The sequence below is a fragment of the Streptomyces sp. P1-3 genome (assembly GCF_050613155.1).
Classification (GTDB): domain Bacteria; phylum Actinomycetota; class Actinomycetes; order Streptomycetales; family Streptomycetaceae; genus Streptomyces.
This window is the reverse complement of sequence record NZ_CP192512.1, coordinates 3,694,764-3,721,749: the sequence shown is the minus strand read 5'-3', so window position 1 is coordinate 3,721,749 and position 26,986 is coordinate 3,694,764. Positions and strand designations below refer to the sequence as shown.

Here is a 26,986-nt window from a genome sequence, read left to right as displayed (position 1 = left end):
CTCCGGGGATCGTACGACCGTCCGGTTGCGCGGGCACTGCTCACATCGGCATGTCGATCCTCCCCAGCGCGCGCAGGGCCTTGGGGGATATCCGGCCCAGGAAGCGGGCGCCGCGTGCCTCCGGGGTGACCGGGACGACCGCCTGATTGCGCGCCACGGCCCGCAGCACCGCCGCCGCGACCTTCTCCGGCGGGTAGTTGCGCCGTGCGTACAGCTGCGAGGTCCTGCTCTGGCGGCGCTTCTGCTCCTCCTCCGGCACACCGGTGAACCGGGTCGTCGCCGTGATGTTGGTGTTGACGATGCCGGGGCAGATCGCCGAGACGCCTATGCCCTGGCCCGCCAGTTCGGCCCGCAGGCACTCGCTGAGCATCAGCACCGCCGCCTTGGACGTGCTGTAGGCGGGCAGCGCCTTGGACGGCTGATAGGCGGCCAGCGAAGCGGTGTTGACGATGTGTCCGCCCTGGCCGCGCTCGGCCATCTGGCGGCCGAAGACCCGGCAGCCGTGGATGACGCCCCACAGATTGACGTCGAGCACCTTGCGCCAGTCGTCCGCCGTGGTGTCCATGAACGAACCGGCCATGCCGATACCGGCGTTGTTGACCAGCATGTCCACCACGCCGTACTCCGCGGCGACCTTGGCGGCCAGCTTCTCCATGGCCTGCTCGTCGGAGACGTCCGCGGTCTCCGCCCAGGCGCGTGGCGCGCCGATGAGCCGGGCCAGCTCCGCGGTGCGGGCCGCGCCCTCCGCGTCCCGGTCCACCGCCACCACCCGGGCGCCCGCCTCCGCGAACGCGAACGCCGTGGCCCGGCCGATGCCGCTCGCCGCGCCCGTCACCAGCACCAGCCGGCCGCCGAACCGGTCGGCGTACGGCCCGGCCGGTTTGTCCGGCACGGCCCGGCCGCCGCCCTCGACGGAGTCCGCGAACGCGGCGACCCACGCGGAGATCTGGTCGGGCCGGGTGCGCGGCAGCCAGTGCCTGGCCGGGATCGTGCGCCGGGTCAGCCGCGGGACCCAGCGGTCCAGGTCGTCATAGAGCCGCTCGGACAGGAAGGCGTCGCCCGTCGGCACGATCAGTTGCACGGGGACGTGTGCGATGGCGTCCCGGCGCGGCCGCAGCAGCCGCTCCCGCACGTTGTCCCGGTACAGCCAGGCGCCGTGTGCCGCGTCGTCGGGCAGCGACGCCGTCGGATAGCCGCCCGCCGCTCCCGCGGGGAGCTTCTCGACGCGCTCCAGGATCCTCGGCCAGCGCCTGCCGAGCGGGCCCCGCCAGACCGCCTCGGGGAGGGCCGGGGTGTGCAGCGCGGCCACGTACCAGGACTTGGCGCTCTGGCCGAGCAACTGGGCCACGCGGCGCGGGGTGGGGCGGGTCATCCGGCGCTTGATCCAGTGCCCGAAGTGGTCCAGGCAGGGCCCCGACATGGAGGTGAAGGAGGCGATGCGGCCCTCGGTGCGCTCGACGGTGACGAACTCCCATGCCTGCACCGAGCCCCAGTCATGGCCGACCAGGTGCACCGGCCGGTCCGGGCTGACGGCGTCCGCCACCGCGAGGAAGTCGTCGGTCAGCTTCTCCAGTGTGAAGCCGCCGCGCAGCGGGGACGGCGCACTGGACCGCCCGCAGCCCCGCACGTCATAGGCCACGACGTGGAAGCGGTCCGCCAGCCGCCGGGCGACGTCGGTCCACACCTCCTTGCTGTCCGGATAGCCGTGCACCAGCAGAACGGTCGGCTGTTCCGGGTCGCCCCACTCGACCACGCACAGCTCCACCTCGCCGCTGCGCACCCGGCGCTCGGTCACGCCCCCGACCACGTCCTCGGGCACGCTCTCGCTCCCGCCTCCCGCCGTCGTACCGCTCATGCGGACTCCCCCTTCCAGCGCCGCACGTGCGGCAGATCGTCGTCCAGCCAGAACGCGCTCTCCTCGGGATCCCGGGAGTCGGTGACCACCAGGATCTCCTCGAACTTCGCGCCCGTGCCCCGGAAGCCCAGGTGCGGTTCGACCGCCCACAGCCCCGGCTGCGGCGGGTGGTCGGAGAAGCGGTAGGGGCTCCACAGCGGGGACCAGCCCTCGCGGTGGCCGTGCACCGCGTCGGACACGAGCCCCTTGAGGCTCTGGGTGCCGAACCCGAACAGGTGGGGCGTCCAGCGCCGCTCCTTGACCCGGTCCACCTTGTGCGCGATGACCCCGAACGGATACGCCCGGTGCCGGTTCGCGTACCCCTGGCGCGCCATGAGCCGGTCCACGTCCTGGTAGATCTCGCGCAGCGAGCGCCGCTCCCGCACCTCGCGCAGGATCAGCTCACGGTGCGCTTCGAGGTCGGCGAGCAGCCGGTCGTGCACGGGGTTGAGGCCCAGGCAGCCGCTGTACCCGATGTCCGCCGTGTACCCCTTGAACACCGGCGCCATGTCGAGGATGAACGGCATCCCCGGCTCCAGCGCCCGGTTCGTGGGAAAGAACTGCAACGGTATTCGGAAGTTCGTGAACGCCGTGCGGTCGCCGAACCAGGCGAACGGCAGATGGAACCAGTCCCGCACCCCGCGCTCGCGCAGCCATTCCCGCTGCATCCGTGCCGCCTCGCGCTCCGTCACCCCGGGTCGCAGCCGCGCCGCGACCGCCTCCGCGCACTCGTAGCTGAGGCGCTGCACGTCTCTGAAGCCCCGCAGCTCGTCCCGGACCCCACTGAGGTCGGCGCCCAGTCGCCGGCCCAGCCGGTCCACAGCCGAAATCATCGCCACCCGCCCGTCTGCCCATGTCTGAGCCCCGCCCGAAGTTGACACTGATGAATGTGACAATCCCCGGGGGCTGAGTCAAGGGCCCCGCAGTACCTGTGGATACCCTCGGTAACACCGACTGTCGTCTCATCCGGACCCCCCTGCCCCTACGGGTCGGTCAGACCGCAGGACGACGCGCCGACCGCCGGAATCCAGCCGTCAGGTTTGACGATTGTTGTGGCGCACGCCACTACGGTCGAACGCGTGACAGTGATTTCCACCGAAGGCCTGAGTAAGCGGTACCCCCGTGTCACCGCGCTCGACCGGCTCTCCGTCGACATCACACCGGGCGTCACCGGCCTGGTGGGTGCCAATGGCGCCGGTAAGTCCACACTCATCAAGATCCTGCTCGGCCTCTCCCCGGCCAGCGAGGGCACCGCCCGCGTCCTCGGCCTCGACGTGGCCACCGAGGGCGGCGCCATCCGCGAGCGCGTCGGCTACATGCCCGAGCACGACTGCCTGCCGCCCGACGTCTCGGCGACCGAGTTCGTCGTCCACATGGCGCGGATGTCCGGGCTGCCGCCCGCCGCCGCCCGCGAGCGCACCGCCGACACGCTGCGCCACGTCGGGCTGTACGAGGAGCGCTACCGCCCCATGGGCGGCTACTCCACCGGCATGAAGCAGCGCGTCAAACTCGCCCAGGCCCTCGTCCACGACCCGCGGCTGGTGCTGCTGGACGAGCCGACCAACGGCCTGGACCCCGTCGGCCGGGACGACATGCTGGCGCTGATCCGCCGCGTCCACACCGACTTCGGCATCTCCGTGCTGGTCACCTCCCACCTGCTCGGCGAACTGGAGCGCACCTGCGACCACGTCGTCGTCATCGACGGCGGCAAGCTGCTGCGCGCCAGCTCCACCAGCGACTTCACCCAGGCCACGGCCTCCCTCGCGGTCGAGGTCACCGACCGGGAGGACGCGCTGCGGGAGCGGCTGGCCGCGGCCGGGCTCGCGGTGCGAGCCGACGGCGTCCTGCTGCTGGTCGACCTCGACGCCGAGCGCGGGGACGCCACGTACGACACGGTCCGCGACGCCGTCGCCGACCTCGGGGTCGGCCTGGTGCGCATGGAGCAGCGCCGCCACCGCATCGCCGAGATCTTCCGCGACGGCCCCGGCCGCGAGCACGGAAACGGCCCCGGCCACGAGCACGAAACCGGCCCCCGCATCGACCACGACACCGCCGCCCACACCAAGAAGGGAGCGGCATGAGCACGGAAACCGCTCCGCGCGGCGCCTCCATCCACAACATCGGCTACCGCCACTACGACGGCCCGCGCCTCGGCCGCGCCTACGCCCGCCGCTCCCTGTTCTCGCAGAGCCTGCGCGGCGCCTACGGCCTCGGCCGCTCGGCGAAGTCCAAGGTCCTGCCGATGATCCTGTTCGCGGTGATGTGCCTGCCCGCCCTGATCATCGTCGCCGTCGCGGTCTACATGAAGACCGGCCGCCTGCCGCTGGAGTACACCAGGTACGCGCTGTACCTCCAGGCCGTCATCGGCCTCTACGTCGCCTCCCAGGCACCCCAGTCCGTCTCCCGCGACCTGCGCTTCAAGACGGTCCCGCTGTACTTCTCCCGCCCCATCAAGTCGGCCGACTACGTCGCGGCCAAGTTCGCGGCCATGACGTCCGCGCTCTTCATCCTCACCGCCGCGCCCCTGCTGATCCTGTACGTGGGCGCCCTGCTCGCCAAGCTCGACTTCGCCGAACAGACGAAGGGCTTCGCGCAAGGACTGGTCTCCGTGGCCCTGCTCTCCCTCCTCTTCGCCGGAATCGGCCTGGTCATCGCCGCGGTCACGCCGCGCCGCGGCTTCGGGGTCGCCGCCGTGATCGCCGTACTGACCATCAGCTACGCCGCGACCGGCGTGATCCAGGGCATCGCGTTCAACCAGGACAACACCGACGCCATCAGCTGGTTCGGCCTGTTCTCGCCGATCACCCTCATCGACGGCGTACAGACCGCGTTCCTCGGCGCGACCTCGAACTTCCCCGGCGGGTACGGCCCCGACGCGGGCACCGGCGCCGTCTACCTCCTTGTCGTCCTCGGCCTGATCGCCGGCTCGTACGGGCTGCTGACGCGCCGCTACCGGAAGGTGGGGCTGTGAGCACCATCGCCATCGACAACGTCTCCCGCTGGTTCGGAAACGTCGTCGCCGTGAACGACGTCAGCATGACCATCGGCCCCGGCGTGACCGGTCTGCTCGGTCCCAACGGAGCCGGGAAGTCCACCCTCATCAACATGATGGGCGGCTTCCTGCCGCCCTCCACCGGCACCGTCACCCTCGACGGCCGCCCCATCTGGCACAACGAGGACGCCTACCGCCACATCGGGCTGGTGCCCGAGCGCGAGGCGATGTACGACTTCCTCACCGGCCGCGAGTTCGTGCTCGCCAACGCAGAACTCCACGGCCTGGAACGCCCCGTCGCCGCCGCCAAGAAGGCCCTTGCCACGGTGGAGATGGAGGAGGCGGCCACCCGCAGGATCGACACGTACAGCAAGGGCATGCGGCAGCGCGTCAAGATGGCCTCCGCCCTCGTCCACGACCCGTCCGTGCTGCTCCTGGACGAGCCGTTCAACGGCATGGACCCGCGGCAGCGCATGCAGCTGATGGACCTGCTGCGGCGGATGGGCGCAGAGGGCCGCACGGTCCTGTTCTCCTCCCACATCCTCGAGGAGGTCGAACAGCTCGCCGCGCACATCGAGGTCGTCGTCGCGGGCCGGCACGCCGCCTCCGGCGACTTCCGCAAGATCCGCCGCCTGATGACCGACCGGCCGCACCGCTACCTCGTACGGTCCAGCGACGACCGGGCGCTGGCCGCGGCCCTCATCGCCGACCCGTCCACCTCCGGCATCGAGGTCGACACGAGGGAAGGCGAACTGCGCGTCCAGGCCGTGGACTTCGCCCGCTTCACCGAACTGCTGCCCAGGGTCGCCCGCGACCACGGCATCCGGCTCCTCACGGTCTCGCCTTCCGACGAGTCCCTGGAGAGCGTCTTCTCCTACCTCGTAGCGGCCTGAAAGGAGCCAACAGCGATGCCCGCGCTCTACCACCCCACCGTCGCCCGGCTCACCTACCGCGCCCTTCTCGGCCGCCGCCGCGCGCTCCTCCTGGCGGCCCTGCCCGCCCTGCTGCTGGTGATCTCCATCGCCGTACGGGCACTGTCCGGAGCCGACGACTCCACCGCCGACGGCATCCTCGGCGGCTTCGCACTGGCCACCATGGTCCCGCTGATCGGCGTCATCGCCGGTACGGGCGCGATCAGCCCGGAGATCGACGACGGATCGGTCATCTATCTGCTCGCCAAGCCCGTCAAACGTCCCACGATCATCTTCACCAAGCTGATCGTGGCCACGGCGGTCACCGTCGCCTTCTCCGCCGTCCCGACCCTCCTCGCGGGGTACATCCTCAACGGCAACAGCCAGCAGCTCGCGGTCGCCTACGCACTGGCCGCCGCCGTCGCGTCCGTCGCCTACAGCGCGATCTTCCTGCTGCTGGGTACGGTCACCCGGCACGCGGTCGTCGCGGGCCTGGTCTACGCCCTGGTGTGGGAGTCGGTCTTCGGCAACCTGGTCGCCGGAGCCCGCACCCTCAGCGTGCAGCAGTGGGCCCTCGCCCTCGCCCAGCGGACCGCCGAGGGCGACGTGATCTCCTCCGACGTCGGGCTGCCGGCCGCGGTGGTGCTGCTGAGCGCCGTCACGGTCGCCGCGACGTGGTACGCGGGGCGGCGGCTGCGGTCGCTGACGCTGGCCGGGGAGGAGTGAGCCGGTCCCCCGGCTCCCCGTAGCCAGCTGTCCCAGCTCCCCCCATGGCCGGGCTCCCCCCCCCAGCCCCCCGCGTGGCTTGGCTCCCCCAGGACCCCCGTACCTGGGGGAGCGCCGGTCAGAGGGTCGCCCGCAGCACCTCCACGGCCTTGGCGAGCACCTCGGGCGGAGCCGTCTGCGGCGACCCCGCCCCGTACGGCGGCTCCGGGTCGTACTGCATCAGCAGCTGGGAGACCTGCGCGACCTCGTCGCCCGCGATCCGGCCGCTCAGCGCCAGGCCCATGTCGATGCCCGCGGAGACCCCGGCCGACGTGACGTACTTGCCGTCGAAGACGTAGCGCTCCTCGACCGGCTCGGCGCCCAGCGCGGCGAGTTCCTCCATGAAGGCCCAGTGCGTCGTGGCCCGGCGCCCCTGCAACAGCCCCGCCGCGGCCAGGATCACCGAACCGGAGCACACCGAGGTGGTCCAGGTGCTGGTTGCGTCCGCGCGCCGCAGCCACGCCAGCACCTTCGAGTTCGTCTGCTGCGCGGCGCAGAACGGGCTGCCGGGTACGAGCACGATGTCCGGGTCGGGCACCTCCTCCAGCGCCGCCTCGGCGACCAGCCGCAGATTCCCGGTCTCGTTGGCCACCGGCCCCGGCCGCTCGGCCACGAACACCGGCTCCCAGCCCGGCAGATGGCCGAGCGACTCGTACGGGCCGATCGCGTCGAGGGCGGTGAAGCGGTCGTACAGGAGGATGGCGATGCGCATGCTGGTGGAACCTTTCGGTGAGTGGTGGACGTTGAGCGTGTGCGCCTACTGCGCCTACTGCGCCTACTGCGCCTACTGCGCCTACTGCGCCTACTGCGCCTATGCGCCTACTGCGCCTACTGCGCCTACCGCGCCTACCGCGCCGTGTGCGCCTACTGCACCGCCGGATGGAAGCGCCGCCGGTACTCGGCGGGCGCGGCCCCGAGCCGCCGGATGAACGCCCTGCGCATCGCCTCCGGCGTGCCGTAGCCGCAGGCGCGCGAGATCTCCCCGATGCCGTCGTCGCTGTCTTCCAGCAGCCGTCTGGCTGCCTCCAGGCGGGCCCGTTCCACGTACTGCCCGGGCGCCATGCCGACCTCGGCCCGGAAGGCGCGCGCGAAGTGCCGCGGGGACAGGTTCGCCCGGTCCGCCAGCGCGGCGACGGACAGGTCCGCCGCCGGGTGCTCGGCGATCCACGCCTGTACGTCGCGCAGCGGGCGGCGCTGCGCGGTCTGCGCGGCCAACTGGGCGCTGAACTGCGTCTGATTGCCGGGGCGGCGCAGGAAGACCACCAGGTGCCGGGCGACGCGCAAGGCGACATCGCGGCCCAGATCCTCCTCTACCAGCGCGAGCGCGAGGTCGATACCGCTGGTCACCCCGGCGGAGGTGGACACCTGCCCGTCCCGGATGAAGATCGGTTCGGGGTCGACCTCCACCTTCGGGTACCGACGGGCGAGCGAGCCGGTCCTCGTCCAGTGCGTCGTCGCCCGCCGCCCGTCCAGCAGCCCGGCCTCGGCGAGCGCGAAGGCGCCCGTACAGATCGACACGACGCGTTCGGCGGCGGGAGCGCGCTCGCGCAGCCACGCCACGAGCCGGGGATCGAGGGCACGGGTGCCCGCGCCTCCCGGGACGACCAGCGTGTGCGGTGTGGGCGCGTCCGCCAGCGACGAGTCAGGGGTGACGAGCAGTCCGCTGGAGGTACGGACCGGCTCGCCGTCGAGGGTCGCGGTGCGGACGCGGTAGGCGTCCGGCACACCCCCCGCACGGTCCACCGCGTCGAACACCTCCAGGGGGCCGGTGAAGTCGAGGCTCAGTGTTGCCTCGAAGAGCACGATCAGGATGGTCCGTGGCGGCATGGCTCCATCGTGGCCGGGGGCGGTTACGGCAGCAATGCCGAATTTCCCACCTTTCCTGCCATGCCCGCCCCGCGCGCGCCGTCAAGCGCCGCGGGGCCATGTGCGGGAGTGTCCGCCCCTGTGCGGGTGATGATCCCGGGCCGGGCGGGCGCACCGCGCCGGACGCGGAATGGCTTACCCGTAAGCCTTTCGTCGTGTCGGGAGAGTCGGGAGAGAGCGTGGCGCTCTGGCTGCTCAACCACCTCAGCACGGCGGCCCTGACGGTCCTGGTCGTGGGCGGCGTCGTAACGCTGTCGGTGGCGGGCAGCCTCCTCGTCCGCCGCCGGGTCCCCTCGCTGGTCAAAGGCGAGCACAACGAGATGGTGGGCGTGGTGCTCGGCATGTTCGCCGCGATCTACGGGATCATCCTCGCCTTCGTCATCGTGACCCTCTGGGAGCAGCTGGAGCAGACCCGGACCACGGTCGAGACGGAGGCCACCGACGTCTCTCTGATCGTGCGCGACGCGGGCTCGTTCCCGCCCGGGCCGCGGGCGCGGATGGACAAGGCCGTCCACGACTACCTGCATGCCGTGGTGGACGACCAGTGGCCGCACATGCAGAACGGGACCGCACAGCACAGCGTCACCGCGGGACAGATAAAGGGGCTGTACACGGCACTGCAGGGCTACGAGCCCGCCACCGCGTCGGAGCAGGTCTTCTACGAACAGGCGAGCACCATGCTGAACGACGTGGCCGCACAGCGTCGCGACCGGCTGGCGATGGCGCATCGCCAGTTGCCGCCGCTGCTCCAGGTCCTGGTCTTCGGCGGCGCGCTCGTGATCATCCCGCTGATGTTCCTGTACGGCATCCGGAACCGCTGGATGCACGTGCTGTTCGTGGGATCGGTCTCCGCGCTGATCGGGTTCAGCCTGCTGCTGGTCGTGGTGCTCGACCGCCCGTTCGCGGGCGATGTGCGCGTGAGCCCGACTCCGTACAAGGAGGGCTCACTCGCCCGCTTCTGGGACGGGCCTCCGCCTTAGTGTTGTGAGCATGATCGATGCTGAGGACGTCCGCCGGATCGCGCTCTCCCTCCCCGAGACGGTGGAGAAGGAGGCGTGGAGCATGCCCACCTTCCGCGTCGCCGGGAAGATGTACATCACGATCCCCGACGACGAGACGTCGTTCGCGGTGCGGTGCCCCAAGCACGAGCGGGCGGAGCTGATCGCGGCGGAGCCGGAGAAGTTCTGGGTGCCGCCGCACGAGGCGGGTTCCGCGTGGGTACGGGTGCGGCTCGCCGCGCTGGAGGACATGGACGAACTGCGCGACATCCTCGTGGACTCCTGGAAGCAGGCGGCGCCCGACCGCCTCCTGGAGCTCTTCACCGACCCGGGCCGCGCGTGATGGCGCTGGACACGCCCCGTACGACGCGGCAAAGCGCGCCGCGGGTCCAGCGGTTGACCGGAAGGCCCGGGAACGGGGAGTGGACGTGGAAGTCCGTCCACGTGGCGACGGCCGTGCTCGTGGTCGAGGCCTTCTGGACCCTGGTCGTCTACGGATTCGTGGCCATGACCCAGGAGTCGCCGAGGCCGCCGGACGGTCCGGCCGTGTTCCTGCCGCTGTTGCCGTTCATGGCCTGCATCGCGTACCCGGCGGGCCTGCTGTTCTCCGTGGCGATCACCCTGCCCACCGCCGTACTGGCGCGCTGGACGGGCCCGCGATGGTGGCGGGTCCCGGCCGTCGTGGGGGTGTCGGCGGTGGCGGTGCTCCCGGTGACGGCCGTGCTCTGCGCCCTCTTCCGTGTGCGGGGCTGGGACATCGCCTGGCTGTACGCACTGCTGTGGGCCGGGCTCGGGACCGGAGCCCAGCTCGTACGGATCTCCGCGCGGCGGCTCGTCGCGGGCCGCAAACCGTCGTTGACCTGGCGCGTCTACGCGTACGGGGGACTGGCCATGGCGGTCTGCTTCGCCCTCGGCACGGTGGCACGCGGCACCGGCCTCGTCGACGACTACCGCCCGCCGCAGGTGTCCCGGCATGACCTCGTCGGTACGTGGACCGACGGCGACGGCGGCACGCTCCGCCTCGCCGCGGACGGCACGGCGACCGCCGGCGGCCTCGCAGGTGACGACCTCGGCGACGAGCGTTGCGACGGCACCGGGGCGTGGACATACGACCGGGGCGACGGCCCGTGGGGGCAGACGGTCAGCCTGGACGGCGTCGGCTGCTGGTCCGCCGAGGAGTGGACCGTGGGCGGTACGGCGGACCGACTGAAGATCAATTACGAGTACGACTGGGACCCGGACTCGACCGAGTGGTACGTGCTGACGCGCCGCTAACGCGGCAGACGTCTGATCCGGAACCGGCGCAGGACCGGCCGTTCCACCAGCGTGTAGGACAGCCACCCGGCGAGGATCGAGAGCAGCGTCACGAAGGGGAGCAGGACGAAGAAGTCACCGGTGTCGAGCCGTGCGTACTCACCGTCCATGACGTGGCGTACCAGCACCTGCATGATGACCAGGTGCCAGAGGTAGATCCCGTACGAGTTGCGGCCGAGCCACTGCGGCACCGGCCTGGACAGCAGTAGCTCGGGCCCGCTGCCGCGAGCGAGCAGCAGCGGCGCCGCGAGCCCCGCGGCGATGAGCATGTGGCAGACGTACCTGACCGTGGCCTCGGTCTTGGTCAGGACAGCCGGGTCGACGACGCTCCCGGCCCAGTCCGTGTTCGCCATGGCCAAGGCGATCAGTGCCACGCCCCAGCACACCCATGGGTGGCGTGCCACCAGGCGCTCGGCGGCGGTGTGCCGACCGGTGGCCGCGGCCCGACCGGCCACGATGGCGAACGCCATGCCGGCGGCGAGGAAGCCCAGGTAGCCGCGCAGCCACCACAGACTCGGCGGGCCGAACGGGTCCGACGGGGTCGTCGAGACCAGCCAGATGACGTCGAGGACCGCGACGCCGGCGAGCAGGGCGAGCGAGACGCGGGTCCCGTGCCGCAGGGTCAGGACCCGGTGCAACACGAACGCGACCAGGGGAAGCGCCAGGTAGAAATGGATCTCGGTGCCTATGGTCCAGGTCTGCGCCCAGTGGCTCACCACTCCCGGATCGGCCCGCAAGTCCTGCCAGTGCTGCACGTGCTGGGCGCTCAGGAGTCGCACCGTGCGCCATGTGTCGCCCAGTCGGTCGCGGTCGAACGCCACAAGCGCGGTCACGATGAGCAGCCAGTACGCGGGGAAGACCCGCAGGAAGCGGTGCCAGAAGAAGTGAGCCGCCTTGGGGGCCGCGCGGCCGCTCAAGGTCGCGTCCACCCAGGGCCGGTAGAGCAGATAGCCACTGATGATCAGGAAGATCGGGACCGCGGCCTGGAAGCCGGTCATCACCCTCGCGAACGGCCCGGCCTCGCCGTTCTCGTCGATCATGCCCCCTGTCCACTGGGCGAGATGGACGAGGAGGACCATGCACGTCGCGATCGCGCGCAGGCCGTCGACCGCCGGCTCGAAGGTCCGCTCGGATCGAACCAGGGTGGGACCGGCTGGAGTCGCCTTCACCCCGTGGCCCGCCGGGACGCCCTCGCCCCGGGCCTGGCCGGAGCCCGTGCGCGGAAGCCTGAGAAAACTCGTCATTGCGATGAATCCCGTTCCCATGACATCTGTAGAACCGAGTTGACGTGCGGAACGTGCGGAACGCGAAGACGTCGGAGAGGGCGCGGGCCCATCCCCCCGTGTGTCCCCCGGTGGCCCGCGCCCTCTGGCGGCGTTGGGTTGGTCTGGCCCGGCGCCGCTCGTGGTGCTGGTACAGGACGCTACGTGCGGGCCGTGAGCCGCGTCGTCCTCTGCCGGTTGGATATCGCGGCAAACCTCTGGTGTGGCCGCGCGGGGTCTGCAACTTCCGCGGTACACCGGCGGTCTGACGTCACCTTCGGGACGGCCCGGATACGCTGCGCCGGTGCGGATCTGCGAGTATCGCCCACGTACCGTCGAGGCGTGGCTCTCGATCGCCGTGTTCACCTTCGGCATGCTGCTCACTCCTCACTTCACGGGCGCGGAGTTCACCGAGTTCGACCTGACCGGGTACGTGCTGGTGGCCCTGATCACGCTGCCGGGCATGCTGGTCAGAAGGGCGCCGGTCGCCGTCTGCGTGCTCGTGAACGCCGCCTATCTCCTGTATGTCCTGGCGGGCTACTGGCCCTTGCTGATCGTGCTCGGTCCCGTGCTCGCCGTCTACACCGTGGCGTACCTGCGGACCACCTGGGTCTCGGTGACGTGCGCGGCCATGATGAGCTCGGTCTGGATCGTCGGCCCTCTGATCAGCTATGACACCCCGACGTTCGGCGTCGTCACGAACGGCCTCTTCTTCCCCGCGGTGATCTGGCGCTTCGGCGCCGTCGCCCGCCGCACCGGCGAACTGACCCGGAAGCTGCGCCGGGAACAGGCCGAGCGGGCCCGCCGCGAGGTCGCCCAGGAGCGTGGGCGGATCGCGCGCGAGCTGCACGACGTGGTCGCCCACCACATGTCGGTGGTCTCGGTCCAGGCGGGCCTCGCGCGGTTCGTCTTCTCCTCCGATCCGGACACCGCGCGGACCGCGCTCGGCACCATCGAGGAGGTCAGCGCCGAGGCCCTGGAGGAGATGCGCCGCATGCTGCACCTGCTGCGCTCGGAGGACGGCGGATACGACTGCGGGGCGCCGGTCGCCCCGATGCCGGGGGTCGAGCGCCTGGACGAGATGGTCGAGCGGGTGCGATCCGGGGGCGTCCCCGTCGACCTCCACGTGGTGGGCGCGCCCCGCCCGCTCGCGCCCGGCGTCGAGCTCTGCGTCTACCGCGTCGTCCAGGAAGCGCTGACCAATGTGCTGAAGCACACGCGTGAGGCCCGGGCCACCGTCGAACTCCACTACCGTCCCACCCACTTGACGGTCTCCGTCATCGACGACGGAAAGGGGGTGATTCCGGCCAGACTGGGGAAGGACGGCGGGCATGGCTTGATCGGCATGCGGGAGCGGGCCAAGCTCTACGGCGGGTCGATCAGCATCGGCCCGCGGAGCGAGGGAGGGTTCGCGGTGCGTCTCACCCTGCCGACCTCCGCCCAGGGAGCGGCGCAGGGGGACAACGCCGAGTCATGACGCGCGTGCTGGTTGTCGACAACCAATACCTGATCCGGGCCGGCCTGGTCGGCCTGTTGCGGGCGGTGCCCGGCTTCGAGGTCGTCGGCGAGGCGGCCGACGGCGCCGAGGCCGTCGCGCTCGCGGCGCGGACCCGGCCCGAGGTGGTCCTGATGGACATCCGGATGCGGGGCATGAACGGGATCACCGCCACCGAGCAGATCCTCGCCCAGGCCGCGGCCGCGGACCAGCAGCCCCCGCGCATCCTGGTGCTGACCACCTTCGACCTCGACGAGTACGTGTACGGGGCGCTGCGGGCCGGGGCGTCCGGGTTCCTGCTCAAGGACGCCGGACCGGAGCGGCTGATCGCGGCGGTGACGGCGGTCCACGGCGGCGACACGCTGTTCTCGCCGAGCGTGACCCGCAGACTCGTCGAGGCGTTCGCCGTCCAGTCCGGGTCGGTGCACGCCGCCGGAGTCGACTCGCCCGGCGCTCTGGACGCGTTGACGGAGCGCGAGATCCAGGTCCTGAAGCTGATAGCGCGCGGCCTGAGCAACGCGGAGATCGCCGACCGCCTCTACATCAGCGAGGCGACCGTCAAGACGCACCTCAACCGCACCATGACCAAGCTGTCGTTGGACAGCAGGGCTCAGGCGGTTGTGGCGGCCTATGAGACGGGACTGGTCACGCCCAGGCGCGCGGGCGGAGACCCCCTAGGGTGAGGCCGGCCGGGGCGACGGCGCCCCGGCCGGCGGTTCGAGTGAAGGGGCCAGCGATGGCAGTCGCACTGTTCACCCTCGGCGGGACGATCGCGATGGCGGGCGTCGGCAGAGCCGGCCAGGACGTTGGGCGAGGCGGGGGCGACGACGGCGGCCCAGGCCGGGGCCAGGACGTGGGCCGGGGCGAGGGTGGCGGTGGCGGCCCCGTTGTCGCGCGGCTGACCGGCGCCGATCTCACCGCCGCCGTCCCCGGACTCACCGAGCTCGGCACCCCGTTGGAGATACGGGACGCCCACGCCGTCCCCAGCGCCAGCCTGACCACCAGCCATATGCTCGCCGTCGTACGGGACGCCTCCCGCGCCGTGGCCGAGGGCGCGGCCGGTGTCGTCGTCACGCAGGGCACGGACACCCTGGAAGAGACCGCTTACCTCGTCGACCTCGTATGGCCGCACGAGGAGCCGTTCGTCCTCACCGGCGCCATGCGCAACCCGACCCTGGCCGGTCCGGACGGCCCGGCGAACCTGCTCGCGGCGGTGCTCGTCGCCGAGGCCGCCGAGGCCCGCGGGCTCGGGGCGCTGGTGGTCTTCAACGACGAGATCCACGCGGCGCGTTGGGCCCGTAAGACGCACAGCACGAGCACGGCGGCCTTCGCGTCCCCCAACGCGGGCCCGATCGGCCATGTCATCGAGGGCGGGGTACGCGTCCTGGCCCGGCCGCCCCGCCACGAGCCGCTGCCGGTCGCGCCCGCTCTGCCGTCGGGCGGGCCGGCCGGGGCGGATGGGTCGGATGCGTCGGGCGGACCGGTCGGGTCGGAGGCGTCGGACGGGTTCGTCGCGGCGGACGCTTCGGACGCGTCGGGCGGGTCCGTCGCGGCCGGCGCTTCGGAGGCGCCCCGCGTGGCCCTGTACACCGCCGCCCTGGACGACGACGGCGCGCTCCTCGACGGCCTCGCGGATACGCACGCCGGGCTGGTCGTCGCGGGCTTCGGCGTCGGGCACGTGCCGGCGCCGCTGGCGCCCGTCCTCGGCGCCCTGGCGGAGCGCATCCCCGTCGTCCTGGCCTCCCGCTGCGGCAGTGGCTCGGTCCTGCGTGCCACCTACGGCGCGGTCGGCTCGGAGGTGGACCTCCAGCGCCGGGGCCTGATCGACGCCGGTCTCCTCGACCCGTACAAGGCACGGATACTGCTCCGGCTGCTCCTGGCCGACGGTGCTGACCGCTCAGCCGTCGCGGCGGCCTTCGCCCGCCACGGCTGAGCGGCTCAGACCTCGCTGAGCGGCTCAGACCCCAAGGAAGCTCGCGTCAGCGGAAGGGGAGAGTGCTCCCCCGGCGGGAGCGGGGCGCCTGACGGCCCGACCCGCACACCGCCGGGAACGCACGGGAGGGCGCTTACTTGTCGTGCTCTTCCTGCTTGTCCTTGTCCTGGCCCTCCTGCTTGCCCTGGTTCGGCCCGAACGGGCCGAGGGGGATGTCCTTCCAGGTGGGGACAGCGATGTCGGGGACGATGCTCGCGCCGCGCTTGCCCTCCTCGGAGTCCTTCGCCTCGTCCGCCGGTGCGGCCTCCGGCTGCGGGTTCACGACCGGGGCGGCCGACTCGTGGTGGTGCTCGGGAGCCGGAGCGGGCGCGGGGGCCGGGGCCGCCTCATGTGACGGGGCGCTGGGGGCGGGGGCCGGAGCCGGAGCGGGAGCAGGGGCGGCCTCGTGGGTCTCGGCGGCGGGGGTCGACGCGGCATTGGTCTGCGACGGCTTGCCGAGGACGGGCTCGGCGGCCGCGACGGGCATGTCAGGGGACAGCCGCGTGTTGTCGGGGGCGGGAGCCGGGGCGGGGGCGGGCAGGATCGTGGCGTCGGCCGTGGCGGTGGACGGGCCGGTGCTGGCGGACGAGCCGTCGGCCATGGCGGTGGAGGGGCCGGTGCTCGCCGTGGTGACCGGCTGGCCGGCGGTGTCGATGACGGCGGGGTTGGTGGCTGGGCGGGGGTCCGCGGCGGCGGGACCGGCCGCGCCGACAAGGGCTGCCGTGGCGACGGCGAAGCCGGCGAGGACGGTGCGCATACGCAAACGCATTCGAATCTCCAAATCGGGTGAAGGGGCCCGAGATCATCGGGCGCGTCGACACCTCATTGCCCCGGCGAAGTGGGGCTGCCGGAGAGATCACTCGAACGCGGGCGCTGATTCACGCGTATGCCACGTATCCTCGCCAGAACGGAGCCCCGCACGACCGCTGTGACCTGCGGCGTCCGCTCAGGCTCCGGGATAAACCCGACTCTGGCGCCCGCTACCGGTCGCGCGGTAGCGGGGCTTGTGTTATTTGCGGCTCAGCATCTTGCCGTCGTAGCACCGCCCGAACTGGCTGTACTGGTCGCCGTAGAAGCCGAACGAGCCGTGCGTGATCGACGTCTGGCCCTCGGCGGGGACGTCGCCGCCGTAGGTGAAGGTGACGTGGCAGTCGCGCGGGGCGAACGTCCACTCGCCGTTGATGCAGGCGTGGGTGCCCCGGGGCCCCATGCGGGTGGGCGATTCGATCACCGTCCCCTGGTCGTAGAGCTGCTTCCGGCTGTCGCTGTAGCAGGCTCCGATGCCCGGGCCGGCGGACGCGGGGGAGACGGTGGCGAACAGCGCGCCGCCCGCCGTCACTCCGGTGCCGGTGACCAGCAGCACGAGACGGGACAAGCGCTTCATCGACGACCTCTGTTTGAACGGCTGATACGGCATGCATCCTTGCCGGGTCCGAAGCGGCCGGTGCGGCGCGCGACCGGCGCCACGCGGAAGACCAGCACAAGGAGTGCACGCGGGGCTGCGGTGTTGACGGATCCGGGCCGTGTCAGGCGGGTTTGCGGGCCTCGATCTCGAAGAAGGCGTGGAACTCCACGGAGGCGGCGGCGTCGGCTTACGGAGACGGGCCGGACGGGCACAAGCCCGTCCGGCCCGCTGGGGTGCTCGCCGGAGCTGCTTCGGAGTTACTCCAGGGCTACTCCCGAGCTACTTCGGGGTGACCCAGACCTGCCGCTTGTTGGTGTTCGCCGTGTAGAGCTGGATCTTGGTGCCGTTGGCGGTCGAGCCGCCGGCCACGTCGAGCACCTTGCCCGAGGCGACGTGCACGATCTGGCCCTTGGCGTTGACCGACCAGCGCTGCGACGCCCCGCCGTGGCAGTCGAAGAGGCTGATCCTGTTGCCGTTCGTGTTCGCGTTGCGCGCGTTGTCCAGGCACTTGCCCAGCGCGCGGAACGTGCCGTCCTTGCCGAGGATCCAGGACTGCGCGACCCCGCCGTTGCACGTGAAGAGCTCGATCTGCGTGCCGTTGGCGGCCTTCCCGCCCTTCACGTCGAGGCACTTGCCACCGAGCCCGGACACCCTGCCCTGCGGAGGCAACTGCGCCCCGGTGTGCGCGGCGAAGTAGCGCAGGCCCTGCACGTCGAACTGCTGGACGTAGGTGCCCGCGCGCTTGTCCTGATAGCCATGCTGGGTGTTCGTGCACATGACCGGCTTCTGGCCGGAGTCGCTGCCCTTGACGCAGTCGCCGCGCGTCGCGCTGCGGTCCGCGTGCTCCATCCCCAACGTGTGGGCGACTTCATGGCTGATGTGGTTGCGCAGGAACGTCTCACCCCAGGAAGGCGAGGGTTTGCCGTCCGCGGTGAAGAACGAGCTGTCGATGTACGCGTGACCGCTGGTCACGGTGTCGGGTACGGACCGGGAGTGGAAGCCGCAGCTCAGGTTCTTGACCCCCGACCCGTCGTGGACGACCTGCCACGGCTTGCCGTCCGTGCCCGGCACGCACGGGCGCTTCAGCAGACCGATGACGACCTCGCCCTTGGGCCTGACGTAGTCCCAACCCACCGGCTTGGTGTCGATGGTGAACGGCAGGTTCGTGACGCGCCGCAGGTCCGTGACCGACGCCTTCACGTAGCGGCCCAGCCAGTCCACGGACTTCTGGTCGTAGAACTTGACGGTGTAGCCGGTTGGCAGCCCCTTGGGCGCGGCCAGTTTCCACCCTTCGCCGTGGGGTGACGCGGCCGCGGCAGCGGCCGTCCTCGGGGTGGATGACGCCTTCAGCGACATGACGCCGTTCTTGAAGGTGGTCCCGTCGATGTCGGAGGCGGCACCGAAGTCCCCGGAGTGGGAGGCGGAGTTGTTCGCCGCCGCACTCGCCGGTGCCCCTGCCGGGTGTGCGGCCTTCGGCGCCTTGTCGTCGGAGCCGAACGCGCTGGAAGTGAGCGGCACGGCGGCGGCGATGCCGGCCGCGGCGCACGCGGCGACGATGGATATGCGACGCTTGCGCGTCAAACGATGCCTGGCTGTGAATCGCAAGTCCCCGTTGGCCTTTCGCAGAAAGAAGGCGTGTCGACCCCGGCCGCTCACCAGTTCGGGAGCCCGGGGCCGAAGTGATCTTAGGGGAGCGGCATCCGCGAAGGCCTACTCGGGAAGTCGCCCGGACGCCCGGACGCCAGGCACTCCGTCAGCGGCTCGCCGGTCCGCCGGGTGGGCGGGCCCTCCGTCGCTGAGCCTGTCCGGGCTGGTTGTCCGTCACTCGCGCGCAGGGTCAGGCAGCGAGGGTGATCGCGGTCAGGGCGATCGCGGAGGAGCCGAAGACAATGGTGTGGCGGGCCTTCTGCAGGAGCTGGACCCAGGAGGGGAAGGCGTTCTCGGCGGCCTTGAGGAAGGCGGCGACGTCGATACGGGCCAGCTCGGCGTCGTTCTTGCGGCGGAAGGCGGCCTCGACGGACTTTACTGCGGTCAGGTTGCTGTAGAGGATCAGGGCGTTCATAGCGATGACCGCGCACTGGAAGATCCAGGTCAACGGGGTACTCCAGGAGTGCTGGGCGAAGTTGAGGACTGCGAGGGTCGTCATGGCCGCGGCGACCGCGACGGGAGCCCAGGTCTCGTGGCCGCCGGCGTCGAAACGCAGACCGTTCTCCTCCAGGACGGCCGGGCGAACGCCCTGGCCGGCCAGCTCCGCATCGGCCGCGGCCTTCGCGACCGGCCCGAAACGGTGCCGCACAAGCGGGATCGAGAGGAAGGCGAGGGCGACGAACAGCTGGCAGACGGCGGCGAAGGCGTTCATCGGAATCTCCCCGAGCATCAGTTGCACTTAGTACAAGTTGGTGGCAGGGGAGAAGGTAACCATGAATTGAACTAAGTGCAAGAGGGTCGGTGTCGGCAGCCAGTCGCCATGGGGGAGTGGCTCTTGCACTTTGTTCAAGACCTGCGCTACGTTGCGATTGAACAAAGTGCAATCCGCGCTGACCCTGAGGGTTCTGACCATGACCGGGCAAGGCGCTGATCTGGGCGACGGTCCCTCATCTGCGGCTGCCTGACCGCCTGTCGGCGGCAGAAGGCGCACCTTCCGGCCTGGGTGCCCCGACACCCGCATGCCTTCGCGAGTCGAGTGCCGCATGTACCCGAGGCGGCTCCTGCGGAACGAGGGGGCTATGGGAGGGAACCATGGAACGTTCGGAGATCGAGGCGTTTCTCGCCCTGGCCGAGGAGTTGCACTTCGGTCGCGCCGCCGATCGTCTGGGGTTCTCCACCGGGTGGATCAGTCAGACCATCCAGAGACTGGAACGCCGCATCGGTGCACGGCTGTTCGACCGCACCAGTCGCAGGGTGACGCTGTCCACCATCGGCGTGAGGTTCCACGACGACCTGCGGCCCGGCTACCAGCAGGTCCAGTACGCCCTGGAGCGTGCCATCAAGGCGGCCCGCGGGTTCGATGATCCCTTGCGAGTGGGGTTCCTCGGCGCGTCCGCGGGGCAGTTCGTCCTGGAGGCGGCTCGCGTCTACCGGGCCGCGCATCCGCGCTCCGAGGTCCACATCCAGGAGCTCCAGATGCACGACTGCATCTCGGGCCTGCGCGAGGGCGCGGTGGAGATGGTTCTCAACACGCGGCCGCTGGCGGAGGCGGACCTGGCCACCGGTCCGGTCTTGTGGAGCGAACCCCGCTACCTGGCCGTATCCACCGGGCATCCACTGGCCGGCCGGGACGAGATCAGCCTGGAGGATCTGGCCGGCGTCACTCTGCTGCGCATGCCGGACAACGCACCGGCCTCCATCAGCGACGACCGGGTGCCGTCCCGCACCCCCGGCGGCAAGCCGATCGCCCACGGTCCCCCCGTCTCCACTTTCATGGAAGTCCTGGGCCTGGTCGGCGCGGACGAAGGCGCCTTCACCGTGGACGGTCAGGTGACCCGCTTCTACCTGCGCCCCGATGTCACCTACGTCCCGTTCGGTGATGCCGCGCCCATCGAGTGGGGCTTCGTCTGGCGCAGGGCGGACGAGACCGCGCGCATCCGTGACTTCAACGAGAGGGCCGTCCTGCTGAGCCGATCGTTTAGCTGGCTCTGACGAGGGTGTACCAGCTGGGCATTGATCACCGTGGTGCCCGCCGAAAGGATTGAGGTCGAAACGACATTCCTTGCGAGGAGTAAATTCCGTGCAACCACGTATGAAGAATCCGGCCTTCGTCCTTCCGGACGGTATGAAGGGCATCGCCGCGATTTTCAAGGCCATCAATCAGGGTGGTATCTCCCATGAGCTCCAGGAGATCGTCGGGCTGAGGGCCAGCCAGATAAACGGATGCAGTGCCTGCGTTCACGCACACGCCCAGAATCTGCGGAAGGCAGGAGTGAGCGAAGAGCGGGTTGCCGCCGTCGCGGCGTGGCGCGAGGCACCGTTCTTCAGCGAGGACGAGGCCGCGGCTCTTCGCCTTACGGAGTCCGTGACCCGGCTGGCCGACCGCTCCGGCGACGCGGTGCCCGACAGGGTGTGGGACGAGGCCGCTGACCACTTCGACGAGCAGCAGCTGGCCGCGCTCCTTCTCGTCATCGGCGTGACCAACCTGTTCAACCGGCTCAACGCGGCCATCAAAGAGCCGGCCGGAACTTCCTGGGGCCAGTAATGGCCGACAGGCTGGATATGACCGCGATGTTCGCGATGCACGACGCGCTGCGGCGTGAATTGCATTACCTGACCAGAGCAGCTGCCGATCCCCGGCGCATGATGAGCACCACAGTCGGCTGGGAGCTCTTCAAGAAGTCCCTGCACATCCACCACACGGCCGAGGACGATGCGCTGTGGCCGGCGCTCCGGGCGACCCTGTCCGGCCGCCCGGACGAGCTGGCGCTGCTGGATGCGATGGAAGCCGAGCATGCCCTGATCGACCCGCTGATCGAGGCGATCGACGTAGCCATGTCCGACCCCGACACCGAACCGGCGGTCGTGGGGAGCCTGGCGGATGAGCTGGCCGACGCGCTGACCGCTCACCTCAAGCACGAAGAGAACGAGGCCATACCACTGATCCAGGCCACTGCGACCCCGCAGCAGTGGGCCCACTTCAGCCAGGTCCACGGCCAGCGAATCGGTCCCGACGCCCCACGGCTTCTCCCCTGGCTCCTGGACGAAGCCACCGAGGAGACCGCCGCCACGATGCTCGCCTCCCTCCCCGAGGCGGCACGCGCCGCCTACGCGGACCAGTGGCGCCCCGCGTACAACGCGCTGGACCGCTGGAACCCGTACACGCCCGTCTGACCCGGGTGCGCATGGTGAGAAGGGCCCCGGAGACCCCGGGGTCCTTCTTGCGCACCCGCGCATGATCGAGGCGGCCTGGCGGGCGCGCGATGGGGTCGGCTGAGGTTGAAGGGTCCGGCGTGGGCGCCGCTGGCTGTGACCATCAGGACGGCTGTCTATCCGTGATCCGAACCTGGCGTGGCAGTGCCGCCTGAGCTCGCTTCGGGTTTCGTGTAGAGGACCTCGCGGACCTGCTCCGTGGCGCGGAGGATGCTCTCGCTGATGAAGTCGCTGAAGCGGGCGATGTTCTCCAGGCGGACGGCGGCCGGGCTGTCGCGGCCAAGGATGCCGACGCCCCGCCGTGCGGTCTCGGCGACCTGGGCGATGCCGCGGGCGCTGGCGATCGTCGACTGGTACCAGACGTCGTCGTCGACGAAGTAGCGCTCGCGGCGGCGTTCGTGGCGTTCCCGGCGGATGAGGCCCTGAGCTTCGAGGACCGCGATCGCTTTGGAGACGGACGCCGGGCTGACCTGGAGGTGCTGGACGAGTTCGGACGCGGTGAGGCTGCCCGCGTCGGCGATAAAGAGGCAGGTCAGCACCCGAGCCGTCATCTTGGGCATGCCCTGCTGCATCAGAAGGGTGGTGAACGCCTCCTCGTACTCGCGCACGGCCTCGGCGTCGCGCCCGTGGCCCTGCACCGGCGCTCCCTGCTCTCGGGGCACGGCCTGCCTGCGCCGGTGGGCCCGGCGTTCGGTGGCGCGGTGGGCCAAGTCGGCGCGGTAGGCGGTGGGGCCGCCGTTGCGCATCACCTCACGCGTGATCGTCGAGGTCGGGCGGTCGAGGCGTCGGGCGATCTCGGCGTAGGGGAGGCTGTCGGCCAGCCCCAGCGCGATCTTCTGGCGGTCCTGCTGGGTGAGCCTGCCTCCCGGCATCGCGATCTCCCTGGTGATCCTTCGTGGCGGTCCCTGATCCCCCACTATAGCGTTCACATCTCGTCCATTGCAACGATCGGAGCAACTTTCGTTGCGTTGCTCTCAAGGTCGTTGCAACAGTTTCTTGGCGTCTACCTGCATAAACGTCGATCATGCGCAACAGATGTGTTGTCAGATTCTGAAAAGCAACGTAGCTTTTCCGGTGTCAGAAACAACGAACGACCACGGGAGAGCACGATGCAGAAGTTCGACACCCCCGCCCCGATCTCCGCCGTCCTGGACATCCCCGCCGGACGCATCCAGGTCATCGCCGCGGACCGCGCCGACACCACCGTCGAGGTCCTGCCCGCCAACGCCTCCAAGGGCCGCGACACCAAGACCGCTGAGCAGACCACCGTCGCCTACGCCGACGGCGTCCTGCGGATCTCGGCCCCGACCCCCAACAACCAGCTCTTCGGCCCCTCCGGATCCCTGGAGGTCACCGTCCAACTGCCCGTCGGCTCCCGCATCGAGGTCAAGGCCGCCAGCACCGAGCTCCGCGGCGTCGGACGCCTCGGCGACATCGCCTTCGAAGGCGCATACCGCCAGATCAAGATCGACGAGGCCGCGAGCGTCCGCCTCACCGCGACCGACGGCGACGTCGAGGTGGGCCGGCTCAACGGCCCCGCGGAGATCAGCACCGCAAGGGGCGACATCCGGATCGCCGAGGCCGTGCGCGGCACGGTCGTGCTCCGCACCCAGTCCGGCGACATCTCGGTCACCGCCGCCGCCGGCGTCTCGGCCGCCCTGGACGCCGGCACCGACTGCGGCCGCGTCAGCAACGCCCTCAAGAACGATGGCACCGCCGAACTCGACATCCGCGCCACCACCTCCCACGGCGACATCACCGCCCGCAGCCTCTGAAGGAGCAGCACCAGGACTGTCCGGCCGGACCCACCGCTATCGAGATCCTTTCGGTGCGGCAAGAAGCCGAAGCGTTCGGCGGACTGTTCCTTCGAGGCAGCCGTCGGGGCGCACTGGGCCGGCCCGGTGCGGCGCCGCCTTCGGGAGCCGCCGACCGGCGGACCGACATCCTCCGGCCGACGCCCCGCAGTGCCTGCCAGCGCTTCTCGTCGGGTTACGGGACGAGGTCGGCGAGGCGGTCGACCTGGGTGGGGTCGGTGGACCAGCAGTAGAGCATGACCTCGTCCGCGCCCAGATCGGCGAACCGGTCGATCGTCTCGCGGACGGCCTCCGGGGTGGTCAGCAGGCTGTCGACCGCCCAGGCCTGCGCATTGCCGGTGAACGCGTAGTACTCCAGCAAGGCGGCGCGCGCCTCGTCCGCCTGCTCGGTGCCGAGTGCCACGTTCACCTGGGCGACGATGCGGGGACGACCGGCCCGCCCGGCGCGCTGCCAGGACTCCTCGACCGTACGGAACAGGCCGCCCGCCCACGAGGGCGGCGCGGCGGCGAGGAAGCCGTCGCCCCAGCGGGCGATCCGCTCCAGCGCGGCGGGCTTGAACCCGCCGAAGAGGACCTCCGGGCCGCCGGGCCGAGCGGGGCGCGGACCGATGGGGCCCGCGGCGTCGCTGTAGGGCTCGCCGGACCAGACGCGGCGCATCGTCTCCATCTGCGCGTCGAGACGGGCGCCGCGGCGGCGCAGTTCGGTGCCAGCGGCCGCGTGGTCGTCCTCGCGCCCGCCGATCCCGAGCCCGAGCACGAACCGCCCACCGGAGAGCCGGTCGAGGGTGGCTGCCTGCTTGGCCAGCAGCGCGGTCTCGCGCAGCGGGGCGAGCAGGACCTGGGTCTGGACGCGGATACGGCTGGTGGCCCCGGCGAGGGCCGCCAGGGTCACCAGGGGCTCGGGGTTGTCGTACACGAGCCGGTCCAGCAGCCCGAGCGTCGAGAACGGACCGGCGTCGGCACGCCGCGCCCAGTCGAACAGCGCGGCGGGGTCACTGATGGGAAGGCCAAGGCCGACATGCATGAGAACTCATCCTTAGGAAGGGCACGACGAATCGTGCGATCACTGATCGCTTGCCGCCCCTCCTGCACCTCGGTCGCGCGATGGCGTGAGGTGGTGGCTCCCGCTCTGCGGCGTACTTCTGGAGAGCCTTGATCTTTTAGAGTGCCTGCACCCTAGCGAACGCGACGAACGCCGTCCACTCCTCGGGGGAGAAGGAGAGGGCGGGGCCGGTCTTGTCCTTGGAGTCGCGGACGTGCACGGTGTGCGGGCAGGTGGCGACCTCTACGCACTGGCCGCCGTTGTCGCCGCTGTACGTCGACTTGTGCCAGTCCAGGGCCACTTCGACGCACTGGCCGCCCGCGTCGCCGCTGTAGCTGGACTTGAACCATGCGAGGTCGGTGGTGTTCACAGTTCGCCTGCCATCTGCTCAATGAACGTGGCGGACTCTCCCAGCGAGAGCGCCTGGGACCGCAACATGCCGAAGCGCTCGATGAGTTCGCTGACCTGCTCGCGGTCCTCGATCAACACTCCACCTGCCTGGCCCTCCACGTAGGCTAGCCGCTCCCGTTCGGGGGTCTCCAGCAGTGTCCACGGCCCATTGAAGCCCGCGTGGGCTTCGCGGGCCGTCGGCATCACCTGGATGTGGATATTCCGCCGCTCGCCGAGCTCCAGCAACCGCTGCAACTGCCCGCGCATGACCTCGCGCCCACCCAGCGGCTTGCGCACCAGCCATTCCTCGATGACGAAGGTCAGCGTGGCCGCCGGAACGCGCTCCAGCAGGGCCTGCCGCGCGAGCCGCGCCTCCACGCGCCGTTCGATCTCCTCCTGGTCGAGGTGCGGCACTCGTGCACCGAGCACGGCGCGGGCGTACTCCTCGGTCTGCAGGAGTCCGTTGAGTACGAGGCAGTCGTACGTCCACAGGGTGACGACCTGGGCTTCCTGGTCCTTGTAGCCGTTGAACCACGACGGGTACCGGTCCCGCTCCACGTGCTTCGCGGCCTTCTTGATCACCCCCTTGACGCCCAGCAGATCCTCCGTCCCCGTGATGAACTTGGGGCTCGGCATCCGCCTGCCGCCCTCGATCATCGCCACCAGCGACGTCGAGTACTTCACATGATCGGCCAGCTGATCGCGTGTGAAGCCTTTTGCCTCCCGGAGCCCCTGTACGACCGCTCCGAAGACCCTCATGCTCGACGAACCTTCGTTACTGCCACTCACTGTGCGCCCCCTTAATGTGCACACGCAGGTGTGTAGTTGCGTCACTGCTGGTCAGAGTAGGCACGGGCGGCCACCTTTGACCGTATGAAGACGCAAACACCACCCGAAGTGGTGCTCCAACTCGACGCTGACCCGGCGCAGTTCTCCGGGCTGCGGCGTATCATCGGCGCGCACCTGCGCCTGTGGGGCCGGTTCCCGCTGGCCGGGGCGGCGGAGTTGTGCGTGACGGAGTTGCTGAGCAACGTGCACCGGCACGCGGGTTCGCCGGAGTGCGAGCTGACGCTGCGGCTGCTGGCGGACGGCGTGGAGGTCGCTGTCAGCGACCACTCGTACGTCCTGCCCCGGGCCACGGGGCTACCGGCCTGGCGGTCGGAGACCGGGCGCGGGCTGTCCGTGGTGGCCGGGCTCGCGGACACCTGGGGGGCGACCCCGACCGCGACCGGCAAGCGCGTGTGGGCGGTGCTCCGGTGATCACGCGCAAGCTGATCGACTCCGTGGCGGCGTGGAGCTGGCTGGAGACGACGGAGGTCGGGACGGCGGCGTTCGTGCTGATGGCGCGGCCGGAGCCGGACGAGCGGATGGCGGCGCTCGCGGACGGGATGGGGCTGGTCACCCCGCGCCGGCGGCTGCCGAGTGTGGGGCCGCGCGTCGTGCTGCGCGGGCTGTCGTACGCGGCCGTACGGGTGGACGGGTGCGACCACGCGATCGGGGTCCTGGTCGGCGAGCGATGGTCGCGGTTCGTCGCCGGGGGTGGGCCGGTCGTGCTGATGGCGGGGCTGCGGCCGCTGCGGCGGGGTGCGACCCGCGACGAGGTCGACGCGTACGTCGCCGCCGCGACCATCGCCGACCGCATCCGGCTCGGCATCGCCCACGCGCGGGGTGTCCGGTGACCTTCCTCGTACCGGTGAACCTCCCCGGTTCAGGGGCGTCGGCGCAGGCCGTAAGCCATAGCGTTCCGGTCGAGGTGGACATGCTGGTCGGGCGGCTCACGGTGGGCACTTCGACGCTGCCCGTGGACCGCAACGGGTGAGAGGAGCCTCTGGTCGTGGCTGCGGACCGGGTCGGACGGGAGGCCTTGCCCTGGGTGCGTTTCCTGCCCGAGGCAGACGTGGAGACGCTGGCATCTGAGCTGGCCGACACGGTGAGCGAGGCGGCGTCGCTGGGCGACGCGGGCCCCCGTGGCGCAACTGCTTCTGGAGTGGCGGCACAGCGCCGAG

The 26,986-nt window shown here is 70.7% G+C and carries 29 protein-coding genes; 16 read left to right on the top strand and 13 right to left on the bottom strand.

Annotated features, from left to right (window positions below; all coding sequences use genetic code 11):
- Positions 1-40 precede the first annotated feature (40 nt).
- Positions 41-1,855, bottom strand: a complete 1,815-nt coding sequence (locus ACQUSR_RS15850) for an SDR family oxidoreductase (protein WP_431043216.1) — start codon at positions 1,853-1,855, stop codon at positions 41-43.
- Positions 1,852-2,715 (bottom strand): M24 family metallopeptidase, encoded by an 864-nt coding sequence (locus ACQUSR_RS15845; RefSeq protein WP_431043215.1) that lies wholly within the window; start codon positions 2,713-2,715, stop codon positions 1,852-1,854. Before ACQUSR_RS15845 ends, ACQUSR_RS15850 begins: the two co-directional genes overlap by 4 nt.
- 258 nt (positions 2,716-2,973) lie before the next feature.
- Here ACQUSR_RS15845 and ACQUSR_RS15840 point away from each other — a divergent pair, with 258 nt between their 5' ends.
- Genes ACQUSR_RS15840 through ACQUSR_RS15825 form a run of 4 tightly spaced genes read left to right on the top strand, consistent with a single transcriptional unit; the run spans position 2,974 to position 6,523 of the window.
- Complete coding sequence (locus ACQUSR_RS15840; protein WP_431043214.1) at positions 2,974-3,975, top strand: ABC transporter ATP-binding protein; 1,002 nt, start codon at positions 2,974-2,976, stop codon at positions 3,973-3,975.
- Complete coding sequence (locus ACQUSR_RS15835; protein ID WP_431043213.1) at positions 3,972-4,865, top strand: ABC transporter permease; 894 nt, start codon at positions 3,972-3,974, stop codon at positions 4,863-4,865. Before ACQUSR_RS15840 ends, ACQUSR_RS15835 begins: the two co-directional genes overlap by 4 nt.
- Positions 4,862-5,779 carry an ABC transporter ATP-binding protein gene (locus ACQUSR_RS15830; RefSeq protein WP_431043212.1) on the top strand — a complete coding sequence of 306 codons (918 nt, stop codon included), beginning with the start codon at positions 4,862-4,864 and terminating at the stop codon, positions 5,777-5,779. Before ACQUSR_RS15835 ends, ACQUSR_RS15830 begins: the two co-directional genes overlap by 4 nt.
- Positions 5,780-5,794: 15 nt before the next feature.
- Complete coding sequence (locus ACQUSR_RS15825; protein ID WP_431043211.1) at positions 5,795-6,523, top strand: ABC transporter permease subunit; 729 nt, start codon at positions 5,795-5,797, stop codon at positions 6,521-6,523.
- A 118-nt stretch (positions 6,524-6,641) separates the two neighbouring features.
- Here ACQUSR_RS15825 and ACQUSR_RS15820 read toward each other — a convergent pair whose 3' ends face one another.
- Both ACQUSR_RS15820 and ACQUSR_RS15815 read right to left on the bottom strand, forming a co-directional pair.
- Entirely contained in the window at positions 6,642-7,274 is a 633-nt protein-coding gene (locus ACQUSR_RS15820) for a DJ-1/PfpI family protein (RefSeq protein ID WP_431043210.1), read from the bottom strand.
- A gap of 152 nt (positions 7,275-7,426) precedes the next feature.
- Positions 7,427-8,389 (bottom strand): GlxA family transcriptional regulator, encoded by a 963-nt coding sequence (locus ACQUSR_RS15815; protein ID WP_431043209.1) that lies wholly within the window; start codon positions 8,387-8,389, stop codon positions 7,427-7,429.
- Positions 8,390-8,607: 218 nt separating this feature from the next.
- Between ACQUSR_RS15815 and ACQUSR_RS15810 the strand changes: the two genes are divergently transcribed.
- From ACQUSR_RS15810 to ACQUSR_RS15800, 3 genes are all read left to right on the top strand, one after another.
- Entirely contained in the window at positions 8,608-9,408 is an 801-nt protein-coding gene (locus ACQUSR_RS15810; protein WP_431043208.1) for a DUF4239 domain-containing protein, read from the top strand.
- A 10-nt stretch (positions 9,409-9,418) separates the two neighbouring features.
- Positions 9,419-9,769, top strand: a complete 351-nt coding sequence (locus tag ACQUSR_RS15805; RefSeq protein ID WP_431043207.1) for an MmcQ/YjbR family DNA-binding protein — start codon at positions 9,419-9,421, stop codon at positions 9,767-9,769.
- A gap of 101 nt (positions 9,770-9,870) precedes the next feature.
- A complete protein-coding gene (locus ACQUSR_RS15800; protein ID WP_431043206.1) occupies positions 9,871-10,701 on the top strand; it encodes a hypothetical protein in 831 nt (276 codons plus the stop codon).
- Here ACQUSR_RS15800 and ACQUSR_RS15795 read toward each other — a convergent pair.
- Positions 10,698-11,984, bottom strand: coding sequence for an acyltransferase family protein (locus ACQUSR_RS15795; protein ID WP_431043205.1), 1,287 nt, complete (start codon positions 11,982-11,984; stop codon positions 10,698-10,700). The two genes, ACQUSR_RS15800 and ACQUSR_RS15795, sit on opposite strands and share 4 nt — an antisense overlap.
- Before the next feature lie 322 nt (positions 11,985-12,306).
- Between ACQUSR_RS15795 and ACQUSR_RS15790 the strand changes: the two genes are divergently transcribed.
- The 3 genes from ACQUSR_RS15790 to ACQUSR_RS15780 are packed head-to-tail and all read left to right on the top strand — an operon-like array spanning position 12,307 to position 15,430.
- Positions 12,307-13,479 (top strand): sensor histidine kinase, encoded by a 1,173-nt coding sequence (locus tag ACQUSR_RS15790; protein ID WP_431043204.1) that lies wholly within the window; start codon positions 12,307-12,309, stop codon positions 13,477-13,479.
- Positions 13,476-14,180 (top strand): response regulator, encoded by a 705-nt coding sequence (locus ACQUSR_RS15785; protein ID WP_431043203.1) that lies wholly within the window; start codon positions 13,476-13,478, stop codon positions 14,178-14,180. The genes ACQUSR_RS15790 and ACQUSR_RS15785 overlap by 4 nt, the downstream gene beginning before the upstream one ends.
- Before the next feature lie 53 nt (positions 14,181-14,233).
- Entirely contained in the window at positions 14,234-15,430 is a 1,197-nt protein-coding gene (locus ACQUSR_RS15780; RefSeq protein ID WP_431043202.1) for an asparaginase, read from the top strand.
- Positions 15,431-15,563: 133 nt separating this feature from the next.
- Here ACQUSR_RS15780 and ACQUSR_RS15775 read toward each other — a convergent pair whose 3' ends face one another.
- From ACQUSR_RS15775 to ACQUSR_RS15760, 4 genes are all read right to left on the bottom strand, one after another.
- The gene (locus ACQUSR_RS15775; RefSeq protein ID WP_431043201.1) at positions 15,564-16,238 is read right to left on the bottom strand and encodes a hypothetical protein; all 675 of its coding nucleotides are present in this window, start codon (positions 16,236-16,238) and stop codon (positions 15,564-15,566) included.
- 240 nt (positions 16,239-16,478) lie between these two features.
- Positions 16,479-16,853 carry a hypothetical protein gene (locus tag ACQUSR_RS15770; RefSeq protein WP_431043200.1) on the bottom strand — a complete coding sequence of 125 codons (375 nt, stop codon included), beginning with the start codon at positions 16,851-16,853 and terminating at the stop codon, positions 16,479-16,481.
- Positions 16,854-17,153: 300 nt separating this feature from the next.
- Positions 17,154-18,455 carry a ricin-type beta-trefoil lectin domain protein gene (locus ACQUSR_RS15765; RefSeq protein ID WP_431043199.1) on the bottom strand — a complete coding sequence of 434 codons (1,302 nt, stop codon included), beginning with the start codon at positions 18,453-18,455 and terminating at the stop codon, positions 17,154-17,156.
- A 256-nt stretch (positions 18,456-18,711) separates the two neighbouring features.
- Complete coding sequence (locus ACQUSR_RS15760; protein WP_431047615.1) at positions 18,712-19,251, bottom strand: hypothetical protein; 540 nt, start codon at positions 19,249-19,251, stop codon at positions 18,712-18,714.
- A gap of 362 nt (positions 19,252-19,613) precedes the next feature.
- Here ACQUSR_RS15760 and ACQUSR_RS15755 point away from each other — a divergent pair, with 362 nt between their 5' ends.
- The 3 genes from ACQUSR_RS15755 to ACQUSR_RS15745 all read left to right on the top strand — a co-directional run bounded on the left by ACQUSR_RS15755 (position 19,614) and on the right by ACQUSR_RS15745 (position 21,695).
- Positions 19,614-20,513: a LysR substrate-binding domain-containing protein gene (locus tag ACQUSR_RS15755; protein ID WP_431043198.1), complete on the top strand. Its 900-nt coding sequence runs from the start codon at positions 19,614-19,616 to the stop codon at positions 20,511-20,513.
- Positions 20,514-20,613: 100 nt separating this feature from the next.
- The gene (locus ACQUSR_RS15750; RefSeq protein ID WP_431043197.1) at positions 20,614-21,066 is read left to right on the top strand and encodes a carboxymuconolactone decarboxylase family protein; all 453 of its coding nucleotides are present in this window, start codon (positions 20,614-20,616) and stop codon (positions 21,064-21,066) included.
- The gene (locus tag ACQUSR_RS15745) at positions 21,066-21,695 is read left to right on the top strand and encodes a hemerythrin domain-containing protein (RefSeq protein WP_431043196.1); all 630 of its coding nucleotides are present in this window, start codon (positions 21,066-21,068) and stop codon (positions 21,693-21,695) included. The genes ACQUSR_RS15750 and ACQUSR_RS15745 overlap by 1 nt, the downstream gene beginning before the upstream one ends.
- 155 nt (positions 21,696-21,850) lie before the next feature.
- Here ACQUSR_RS15745 and ACQUSR_RS15740 read toward each other — a convergent pair whose 3' ends face one another.
- Positions 21,851-22,606: a helix-turn-helix domain-containing protein gene (locus ACQUSR_RS15740; RefSeq protein ID WP_431043195.1), complete on the bottom strand. Its 756-nt coding sequence runs from the start codon at positions 22,604-22,606 to the stop codon at positions 21,851-21,853.
- Between the two features lie 237 nt (positions 22,607-22,843).
- On the opposite strand from ACQUSR_RS15740, the gene ACQUSR_RS15735 reads away from it, so the two are divergent.
- Complete coding sequence (locus ACQUSR_RS15735; RefSeq protein ID WP_431043194.1) at positions 22,844-23,509, top strand: DUF4097 family beta strand repeat-containing protein; 666 nt, start codon at positions 22,844-22,846, stop codon at positions 23,507-23,509.
- A gap of 214 nt (positions 23,510-23,723) precedes the next feature.
- Here ACQUSR_RS15735 and ACQUSR_RS15730 read toward each other — a convergent pair whose 3' ends face one another.
- The 3 genes from ACQUSR_RS15730 to ACQUSR_RS15720 form a co-directional block, all read right to left on the bottom strand.
- On the bottom strand, positions 23,724-24,572 hold the full coding sequence (locus tag ACQUSR_RS15730; RefSeq protein WP_431043193.1) for an LLM class flavin-dependent oxidoreductase: 849 nt from the start codon (positions 24,570-24,572) through the stop codon (positions 23,724-23,726).
- Between the two features lie 136 nt (positions 24,573-24,708).
- Positions 24,709-24,960 carry a DUF397 domain-containing protein gene (locus ACQUSR_RS15725; RefSeq protein ID WP_431043192.1) on the bottom strand — a complete coding sequence of 84 codons (252 nt, stop codon included), beginning with the start codon at positions 24,958-24,960 and terminating at the stop codon, positions 24,709-24,711.
- Complete coding sequence (locus ACQUSR_RS15720; RefSeq protein WP_431043191.1) at positions 24,957-25,739, bottom strand: helix-turn-helix domain-containing protein; 783 nt, start codon at positions 25,737-25,739, stop codon at positions 24,957-24,959. The genes ACQUSR_RS15725 and ACQUSR_RS15720 overlap by 4 nt, the downstream gene beginning before the upstream one ends.
- Positions 25,740-25,853: 114 nt before the next feature.
- Here ACQUSR_RS15720 and ACQUSR_RS15715 point away from each other — a divergent pair, with 114 nt between their 5' ends.
- Both ACQUSR_RS15715 and ACQUSR_RS15710 read left to right on the top strand, forming a co-directional pair.
- Positions 25,854-26,240, top strand: a complete 387-nt coding sequence (locus ACQUSR_RS15715; RefSeq protein WP_431043190.1) for an ATP-binding protein — start codon at positions 25,854-25,856, stop codon at positions 26,238-26,240.
- Positions 26,237-26,659 (top strand): hypothetical protein, encoded by a 423-nt coding sequence (locus tag ACQUSR_RS15710; protein WP_431043189.1) that lies wholly within the window; start codon positions 26,237-26,239, stop codon positions 26,657-26,659. The genes ACQUSR_RS15715 and ACQUSR_RS15710 overlap by 4 nt, the downstream gene beginning before the upstream one ends.
- The last annotated feature ends 327 nt before the right edge of the window (positions 26,660-26,986 follow it).

Coding starts and splice junctions, on each gene's coding strand:
- ACQUSR_RS15850 (WP_431043216.1), bottom strand. CDS start 1,855: ATGAGCGGTACGACGGCGGGAGGCGGGAGCGAGAGCGTGCCCGAGGAC.
- ACQUSR_RS15835 (WP_431043213.1), top strand. CDS start 3,972: ATGAGCACGGAAACCGCTCCGCGCGGCGCCTCCATCCACAACATCGGC.
- ACQUSR_RS15825 (WP_431043211.1), top strand. CDS start 5,795: ATGCCCGCGCTCTACCACCCCACCGTCGCCCGGCTCACCTACCGCGCC.
- ACQUSR_RS15820 (WP_431043210.1), bottom strand. CDS start 7,274: ATGCGCATCGCCATCCTCCTGTACGACCGCTTCACCGCCCTCGACGCG.
- ACQUSR_RS15815 (WP_431043209.1), bottom strand. CDS start 8,389: ATGCCGCCACGGACCATCCTGATCGTGCTCTTCGAGGCAACACTGAGC.
- ACQUSR_RS15805 (WP_431043207.1), top strand. CDS start 9,419: ATGATCGATGCTGAGGACGTCCGCCGGATCGCGCTCTCCCTCCCCGAG.
- ACQUSR_RS15795 (WP_431043205.1), bottom strand. CDS start 11,984: ATGACGAGTTTTCTCAGGCTTCCGCGCACGGGCTCCGGCCAGGCCCGG.
- ACQUSR_RS15785 (WP_431043203.1), top strand. CDS start 13,476: ATGACGCGCGTGCTGGTTGTCGACAACCAATACCTGATCCGGGCCGGC.
- ACQUSR_RS15780 (WP_431043202.1), top strand. CDS start 14,234: ATGGCAGTCGCACTGTTCACCCTCGGCGGGACGATCGCGATGGCGGGC.
- ACQUSR_RS15775 (WP_431043201.1), bottom strand. CDS start 16,238: ATGCGTTTGCGTATGCGCACCGTCCTCGCCGGCTTCGCCGTCGCCACG.
- ACQUSR_RS15770 (WP_431043200.1), bottom strand. CDS start 16,853: ATGAAGCGCTTGTCCCGTCTCGTGCTGCTGGTCACCGGCACCGGAGTG.
- ACQUSR_RS15760 (WP_431047615.1), bottom strand. CDS start 19,251: ATGCTCGGGGAGATTCCGATGAACGCCTTCGCCGCCGTCTGCCAGCTG.
- ACQUSR_RS15755 (WP_431043198.1), top strand. CDS start 19,614: ATGGAACGTTCGGAGATCGAGGCGTTTCTCGCCCTGGCCGAGGAGTTG.
- ACQUSR_RS15750 (WP_431043197.1), top strand. CDS start 20,614: ATGAAGAATCCGGCCTTCGTCCTTCCGGACGGTATGAAGGGCATCGCC.
- ACQUSR_RS15745 (WP_431043196.1), top strand. CDS start 21,066: ATGGCCGACAGGCTGGATATGACCGCGATGTTCGCGATGCACGACGCG.
- ACQUSR_RS15740 (WP_431043195.1), bottom strand. CDS start 22,606: ATGCCGGGAGGCAGGCTCACCCAGCAGGACCGCCAGAAGATCGCGCTG.
- ACQUSR_RS15735 (WP_431043194.1), top strand. CDS start 22,844: ATGCAGAAGTTCGACACCCCCGCCCCGATCTCCGCCGTCCTGGACATC.
- ACQUSR_RS15730 (WP_431043193.1), bottom strand. CDS start 24,572: ATGCATGTCGGCCTTGGCCTTCCCATCAGTGACCCCGCCGCGCTGTTC.
- ACQUSR_RS15720 (WP_431043191.1), bottom strand. CDS start 25,739: ATGAGGGTCTTCGGAGCGGTCGTACAGGGGCTCCGGGAGGCAAAAGGC.
- ACQUSR_RS15715 (WP_431043190.1), top strand. CDS start 25,854: ATGAAGACGCAAACACCACCCGAAGTGGTGCTCCAACTCGACGCTGAC.